Here is a 7,231-nt window from a genome sequence, read left to right as displayed (position 1 = left end):
GACCCACGCCCTATGATTCGGAGCATCCCGCCGACTGGATCGGTGGTGATCTCGAGTTGTCCGGCAACGAACGTCGTTGGCGGAACGCAGTATTAGACAGCTACCTCGCGGCAAACTTCACGAAGTTCGCTTAATTCGCATAGACAACCGCAGAGAACTCGGACATTTGGGGCACATAGCAAAGCTTGGCAACGCCTCGGCGAATCGCGATTGCCCGAAGCTGGACGGCCCTCGTCACACGTCCTGGTCGGTCGGTTTCGCAGGGGTGCGCGTCCGCCGCCGAATCGCCGCCGCCACAGCGGCAGCCGCGGCAAGGATACACAAGACCGCCTCCGGCGCGGGGCCGATCCGGGTCGCGAGTGTCGTGTCCGTGCGCAGCGGCAGCTCCGCCACCAGCGCCGCGGGGACGAACTGCTCGGTCTGCTGCCGGATGGTCCCGTCGGCGGTGATGATGGCGCTGACGCCGGTGGTCACCGAAACCACCACGGCGCGACCGTGCTCCACCGCGCGCACCCGCGACATGGCCAGCTGCTGGAAGGTCATCTCCGAATCGCCGAAGGTGGCGTTGTTGGAGGGGACGGTGAGAATCTGCGCGCCGGCCCGCAGCGCGTCCTCGAAGGCGCGGTCGAAGGCCACCTCGTAGCAGGTCGCGACGCCGATCGGGACCGGCGCGCCGCCGGTGGCCGGTTGCGCGTGCACCACGCCGTCGCCATTGCCGGGCACGAAATAGCCTGCGCGGTCCGCGTATTCGGAGAACAGCCGGAAGAACGAGCGCATGGGCAGGTACTCGCCGAAGGGCTGGATGATCTTCTTGTCGTGCCGCTCCCCCGGGCCGTCCGCGCCGTTCCACACGATCACCGAATTGGTGGTGGTGTCGTCGTCGTTGACCAGGACCGCGCCGACCAGGATGGGGGCCTTCACATCCCGGGACGCCTTGGTGATCAGGGCGGCGGCGTCGGCATTGCGCAGCGGGTCGATATCGGAGGAGTTCTCCGGCCAGATGACCACATCCGGCTGCGGGGCCCGCCCGGCCGCGATATCGGCGGCGAGTTCCTCGGTGCGCTTGACGTGATTGTCGAGAACCGCGCGGCGCTGGGCATTGAAGTCCAGGCCCAGGCGCGGCACGCTGCCCTGGATCGCGGCGACCGTGATCGGCCGGTTGCCGTCCTCCGGGCCGGGCAGCGCGGTCCGGAGGATCACTCCGGTGAGGGGAACTATAGCCACAAGCATTGCCGCAGCAACAATCCGGTACCACGATGTGAGACGCCGGGCTTCCGATCTGGGACTTTGTTCCCGCATGATCGCCAGCAACCACACCGCGAGCGCCGCGATCCCGGTCCCCGTCAATGCCACCACGAAACTCACCAGGGGCGCGCCCCCGAGCATGGCGTAGGGCAGATACCACCCGTCGGATTGCCCGAAAGCCAGCTTCCCCCAAGGAAATCCCCCGAACGGAAAACTGGCCCGAATCCATTCCGTCAGCGACCAGCAGGCCGCCACCCACAATGGCCAGCCCGGCAGCGCGCTCACCAATCGCGCCAGCGCCCCGAAAAGCCCGACATAAACGGCACACACGGCAGACAAAGCCAGCCACGGCACCGGCCCCACATAAATCCCGGTCCACGGCAGCAAAGGCAGGAAGAACCCCAGCCCCGCGATCATCCCGTACCCGAATCCCCCACGCAGACGACCGTTTCCGCGCACCACGAGCGTGAGAATGGCGATCCCGATCGGCGCGAGGAACCACAGCGTCCGCGGCGGGAAGCTCGCGAACAGCAGCAGCCCGGCGACCACCGCCGCCGGCATCCGCGTGATCACCGGATGCTCGGCCACGAATCCGGTCGTCCGCGCGCCCCGACTCCGCCGCACCGAGTTCGCGTCGTTTCCCACGCCCGCGCCTTTCGCCTCGCCCGCGCCTTCCACCGTAGAAGTGGCGTCCGGCGCGGGAGCATCACTGCGCGCGTGGCGCTGATCGACCGGCTTCTTCGCTGCCGCAGCGGCATTCACGTCATCCATGGACGGCCCGCTCGCACCAGCGGTCTCCGGAGCGCCATCGGCACCGTCGGTGGCTGCGGCAGCGTACGCGACGGCCGGGTCGGCGGCATCCGGCTCGAGGTGGTTTCGCGAGAGTCCGGGAGTGACTGCCGCAGCGGCGTTTTCGGGGTGGGACTCAGGCTTCATGGATGACGGCCCCACGGTGCACGGTGCGCAGGCAGCGCGGGAGGGTGGCGTCGGGGGTGAGCGGGGGGAGGCCGGGGACGCGGGAGCGGGGGTCGGTGGACCAGCGCTGGACGGTGTCGGCGGCTGCTGCGACGACGAGGTCGTCGGCGTCCCAGATCGCGTAGGTGGCGGGGGCGCCGGGGACGAGGGTGCCGATCTGGCCGTCGCGCAGACCGCCGGCGCGCCAGGCGCCGCGGGTGGCGGCGGTGAAGGCGGCGCGCGGGGAGATCTGGTGGCCGGGGGTGCGGTGGTTGGCGGCGGCGCGGACCGCTTCCCAGGGGTTGAGCGCGGTCACGGGGGCGTCGGAGCCGATGGCGAGGGAGACGCCGGCGGCGGCCAGAGCCGCGAAGGGGTTGAGGGTGGCGGCGCGGTCGGGGCCGAGGCGGGTGGCGTACATGCCGTCCGGGCCGCCCCAGGTGGCGTCGAATCCGGGTTGGACGCTGGCGATGACGCCCCATTCGGCGAGTTTGGCGATCTGGGCGGGGTCGACCATTTCGGCGTGTTCGAGGCGGTGGCCGCGGGCGGCGAAGGCCGGGCCGCCGACCTGGGCGACGACGCGTTCGAAGCCGGTGACGACCGCGTCCATGGCGGCATCGCCGATGACGTGGAAGCCGGTCTGGATCCCGGCCTCGGTGCAGGCCAGGACGTGGGCGGCGATGGCGTCGGCATCCAGGTAGGAGTTGCCGGTGGTGTCGCGGTCGGCGTACGGCGCGCGCAGCCAGGCGGTGTGCGAGCCGATGGAGCCGTCGACGAACAGGTCGCCGCCGAGGGCGTGCACGCCGAGTTCCTTCACCAGGGCGTTGGCCTCGTCGGCGGTGCGCACGGCCTGGCCCCAGTAGGCGCGCACCTCGACGCCGTGCGAGAACTCCAGCAGTTCGCGGATATCGGTCTCACCGGAGATCTCCGGGCCCGCGCATTCGTGTACGGCGGCAATGCCATTGGCGGCCGCGTGATCGAGGGCGGCCCGGCGCGCCCGCTCGCGCTGCGCGAAATCCAAGGCCCCCAGGCCCGCTGCCCGCGCCCGGTGATGCGCCTCGGCCCGCAGCGGTTCGCCGCGCGTGAAACCGTGTGCCGCGGTGATTCCCGGCACGGCGTCCAGCAGCGGCGTCGACACGACCGCCGAATGTGCGTCCACCCGAGCCAGATACACGATGCGGCCGGGCGCGGCGGCGTCGATCTCCGCGAGCGTCGGCGGGCGGCCCTCCGGCCAGGTGGTCTCGTCCCAGCCGTCGCCGAGGATCGCGCCGTCGGGCTGCCCGGCGGCGTACGCGCGCAGCAGTTCCAGGCATTCGGTCAGTGAACGCGCCTGCGCCAGATCGAGTCCCGTGAGCTTCAGCCCCAGCGCGGTGACGTGCACGTGCGGGTCCACGAAGGCCGGTGCGACGAACGCCCCGTTCAGGTCGATGATCTCCGCGTCCGGATGCAGTGCCCGCCCCGGTCGTTCCAGCCCCACCCACACCACGGTCCCGTCGGTCACCGCCATGGCAGTGGCATCGGGATTGCTCGAACTGTAGATACGGCCGCCGACCAGCAACTGGGTACTCACGGCCACCCAGTCTGCCTGACCGCGCGCGCCGTCTCCCAACCGCCCGCATTCGCACTGGCACGAGATCTCTGTACTTTGTACTCTAATTAACGAATGCTGTACTTTGTATAGAGTTTGGAGGCGGGGATGAGCAGCGTAATCGTGTGCGACCAGGTCCGGAAGCGATACGGCGGCGCGGCGGCGCTGGACGGCTTCGATCTGACCGTGCCGCAGGGAGTGGTGTACGGGCTGCTCGGCCCGAACGGGGCGGGCAAGACCACCGCGGTCCGCATCCTGACGACCCTGGCGCGCCCGGATTCCGGGCGGGTCGAGGTCGCCGGATTCGACGCGCTCACGCAGTCGGCGCGGGTGCGGCAGCGCATCGGCCTCGTCGGCCAGCACGCGGCCCTGGACGAGGTGCTGTCGGGGCGGCAGAACCTGGAGATGTTCGGGCGGCTGCACCACCTCGGCGCAGCGGGAGCGCGGCGGCGCGCGGAAGAACTCCTGGAGTGGTTCGGACTCGCCGACACCGGCGACAAGGCCGTCAAACAGTATTCGGGCGGCATGCGGCGGCGACTCGATCTTGCGGCGAGTTTCCTTGTGGCGCCCGCGGTCCTGTTCCTGGACGAGCCGACGACCGGGCTGGATCCGCAGAATCGCAATCAGGTGTGGCAGGCGGTGCGCAATCTGGTGGCCGCGGGCACCACGGTACTGCTGACCACGCAATATCTCGAGGAAGCCGATCAGCTCGCGGCCACGGTGTCGGTGCTGAACCACGGCCGGGTGATCGCGACAGGCAGTCCGGCGCAGTTGAAGTCGCGCATGGGCGGCGACCGGATCGACATCGTGGCGCACGATGCCGCCGATCTGCGCGCGGCCACTTCCCTACTGCGCGAACACCTTCGCAGCGAGCCGGTGGTCGATCTCGCCGCCCGGCGGGTCAGCGCGGCGGTCGACGCCCCGGTGACCGCGCTCGCCGATATCGCCTACGCCCTGCGGGACGCCCGCATCCCCGTCGAGGATCTCGCGCTGCGCCGCCCGACGCTCGACGAGGTCTTCCTGCACCTGACCGGCGCATCCACCGACCACATTGCCGAGGAGGCCCGCGCATGACCGCCACTGCCGCAACCGTTTCCACCATGTCCCCGCACCGCCTGCGGTGGGCGACCTCCGATGCGCTCACCATTGCCCGGCGCGAGCTCGCGCACTGGCGGCGTCAGCCCGGTGTCGTCGTCGCCAATACCCTGCTGTTCCCGATCATGATCGTGCTCATGTTCGGCTACCTGCTCGGCGGCGCCATGACGGTGCCGGGCGGCGGCGACTACCGGGAGTTCCTGCTGCCGGGCATGTTCGCCATGACCATGGTGTTCGGCATCGGCACCACCATGGTGGCGGTGAGTTCCGATGCCGCGCGCGGCATTACCGACCGCTTCCGCTCCATGCCCATGTCCGCCTCCGCGGTGGTGGCGGGCCGGGCCCTCGCCGACATGCTGAATTCCGCCATCGCCCTGGTCGTCCTGCTGGCCTGCGGCCTCGCCATCGGCTGGGAGCCGCATCGAGGCCCGGGACCGACCCTGGCCGCGGTCGGACTGCTCTTGTTGCTGCGCTTCGCATTCCTGTGGGTCGGCGTCTACCTCGGCCTGCTCACCTATGCGAATCCGGAAGCGGTGACCGCGGTGCGCACCTTCGAATTCCCGATCGGCTTCCTCGCCAACCCATTCGTCGCCACCGCCACCATGCCGGCATGGCTGGGCATCATCGCCGCGTGGAATCCCTTGTCCGCCACCGTCACCGCGACCCGTGAATTGTTCGGCAACCCGACCGGCGAGGACCCGTCCTGGATCGCCGACCACGCACTGCTGATGGCAGTGGTCTGGCCGCTGCTACTGATCGCGATCTTCCTGCCACTGTCGGTGCACCGCTACCGCCGTCTCGGCGACTGATCCCCTGCGATGGGCCGGGCGCCCACTCGGCCCCGGCCCGCGAAAGGCCCTGGCAGCGACCCGTTTTCCCTCCATTGGGGGAGATCGAAGTCCGCCTCGCGGCCGACGTGCACGAGCACGGGTTTCCCTACCGTTCGAGTGGCGTAAGTGCGCGGCTCCCTTCTCGCGGAGTGAGCGTCTGTCCATCACTCGTGCCATTTGTCGGGAGGAACTGTGCTATCCGCCTTCGTATCGGCGTTCCGGGTACCGGACTTACGGCGGAAGATCCTGTTCACCCTGGGGCTGCTCGGGCTCTATCGCCTGGGGGCGGCGCTGCCCTCCCCCGGTGTCGACTACCCGGCGGTTCGCCGGTGTGTCGACCTCGTGTCCGGTGGTGAATCCGCGGGCATCTATCAGCTCATCGATCTGTTCTCCGGCGGCGCCATGCTCCAGCTGTCGGTGTTCGCGATCGGTGTCGTGCCGTTCATCACCGCCAGCATCATCACCCAATTGCTGACCGTCGTGATCCCGCGGTTCGAGGAATTGCGCAAGCAAGGCCACTCCGGTCAAGCCACGATCGCGCAGTACACCCGTTATCTCGCAATGGCATTGGCGGTACTCCAGGCGTCGGCCCTGGTGGCGCTGGCCGCGCGCGGTCAGCTGCTGCGCGGGTGCCCCGAGGACATTCTGGCGGACACCTCACTGGTGGGCATGGCGGTCGCCGTGCTGGTCATGGTGGCGGGTGCGGCGCTGGTCATGTGGATCGGTGAACTGATCACCGACCGCGGCATCGGCAACGGCATGTCGCTGTTGATCTTCACCGGCATCGCGGCGCGAATCCCGAGCCAGGGCAAGGCGATTCTCGACAGCCAGGGCGGGCTGGTCTGCACCGCGGTCTGCGTCGCGCTGGTCCTGCTGCTGGTCGCCATGATCTTCGTCGAGCTGGGCCAGCGCCGGATTCCGGTCCAGTACGCCAAGCGTGTAGTGGGTCGAAAGCTGTACGGCGGTTCGTCGACCTACCTGCCGTTGAAGGTGAACCAGGCGGGCGTGATTCCGGTGATCTTCGCGTCCTCGCTGCTGTATCTGCCGAACCTGCTGGCGCAGTTCACCCGGAACGGAGACGGCGCCACGGCGCGATGGCAGGACTTCATCCAGAAGTATCTGGTCAGCCCGACCAACCCGGTCTACGTCGTCACCTATTGCACCCTGATCGTGTTCTTCACCTACTTCTATGTGGCGATCACCTTCGATCCCCGGGAGCGTGCGGACGAGATGAAGAAGTTCGGCGGCTTCATCCCGGGCTATCGGCCCGGAAAGCCCACCGCGGACTACCTGAACCACGTGCTCGTCCGGGTCACCCTGCCCGGCTGCCTCTATCTGGGTGCGGTCGCGGTGCTGCCGGGCCTGATTCCGCAGTTCGGTTCCGCGGGCTCCGCCCAGAGCCTGATTTTCGGCGGCACGTCGGTGCTGATCGTGGTGAGCGTCGGACTGGATACGCTCAAACAGGTGGAAGGCCAACTGATGAACAGGAATTACACCGGATTCCTGCGCTGATACGGTCGAT

5 protein-coding genes are annotated in these 7,231 nt (G+C 68.8%); 3 read left to right on the top strand and 2 right to left on the bottom strand.

The genetic code is table 11. The annotated features are described in order from the left end of the window. Window positions 1–234: 234 nt before the first annotated feature. Together lnt and ACFVIV_RS35660 are read right to left on the bottom strand one after the other, a co-directional pair. Window positions 235–1,806 (bottom strand): apolipoprotein N-acyltransferase, encoded by a 1,572-nt coding sequence (gene lnt, locus ACFVIV_RS35665; protein ID WP_379204193.1) that lies wholly within the window; start codon window positions 1,804–1,806, stop codon window positions 235–237. Window positions 1,807–2,170: 364 nt separating this feature from the next. Next, window positions 2,171–3,766: an amidohydrolase gene (locus ACFVIV_RS35660; RefSeq protein WP_379204172.1), complete on the bottom strand. Its 1,596-nt coding sequence runs from the start codon at window positions 3,764–3,766 to the stop codon at window positions 2,171–2,173. 126 nt (window positions 3,767–3,892) lie between these two features. On the opposite strand from ACFVIV_RS35660, the gene ACFVIV_RS35655 reads away from it, so the two are divergent. The 3 genes from ACFVIV_RS35655 (at window position 3,893) to secY (ending at window position 7,221) form a co-directional block, all read left to right on the top strand. Next, entirely contained in the window at window positions 3,893–4,858 is a 966-nt protein-coding gene (locus ACFVIV_RS35655) for an ATP-binding cassette domain-containing protein (RefSeq protein WP_379204170.1), read from the top strand. Next, on the top strand, window positions 4,855–5,688 hold the full coding sequence (locus tag ACFVIV_RS35650; protein ID WP_379204168.1) for an ABC transporter permease: 834 nt from the start codon (window positions 4,855–4,857) through the stop codon (window positions 5,686–5,688). Before ACFVIV_RS35655 ends, ACFVIV_RS35650 begins: the two co-directional genes overlap by 4 nt. A gap of 213 nt (window positions 5,689–5,901) precedes the next feature. Continuing rightward, on the top strand, window positions 5,902–7,221 hold the full coding sequence (gene secY / locus ACFVIV_RS35645) for a preprotein translocase subunit SecY (protein WP_379204166.1): 1,320 nt from the start codon (window positions 5,902–5,904) through the stop codon (window positions 7,219–7,221). The last annotated feature ends 10 nt before the right edge of the window (window positions 7,222–7,231 follow it).

The organism is Nocardia sp. NPDC127526, assembly GCF_042672265.1.
Taxonomy (GTDB): Bacteria; Actinomycetota; Actinomycetes; order Mycobacteriales; family Mycobacteriaceae; genus Nocardia.
This window is presented reverse-complemented; position numbering and strand designations above follow the sequence as displayed.

Coding starts and splice junctions, on each gene's coding strand:
- ACFVIV_RS35650 (WP_379204168.1), top strand. CDS start 4,855: ATGACCGCCACTGCCGCAACCGTTTCCACCATGTCCCCGCACCGCCTG.
- ACFVIV_RS35655 (WP_379204170.1), top strand. CDS start 3,893: ATGAGCAGCGTAATCGTGTGCGACCAGGTCCGGAAGCGATACGGCGGC.
- lnt (WP_379204193.1), bottom strand. CDS start 1,806: ATGCCGGCGGCGGTGGTCGCCGGGCTGCTGCTGTTCGCGAGCTTCCCG.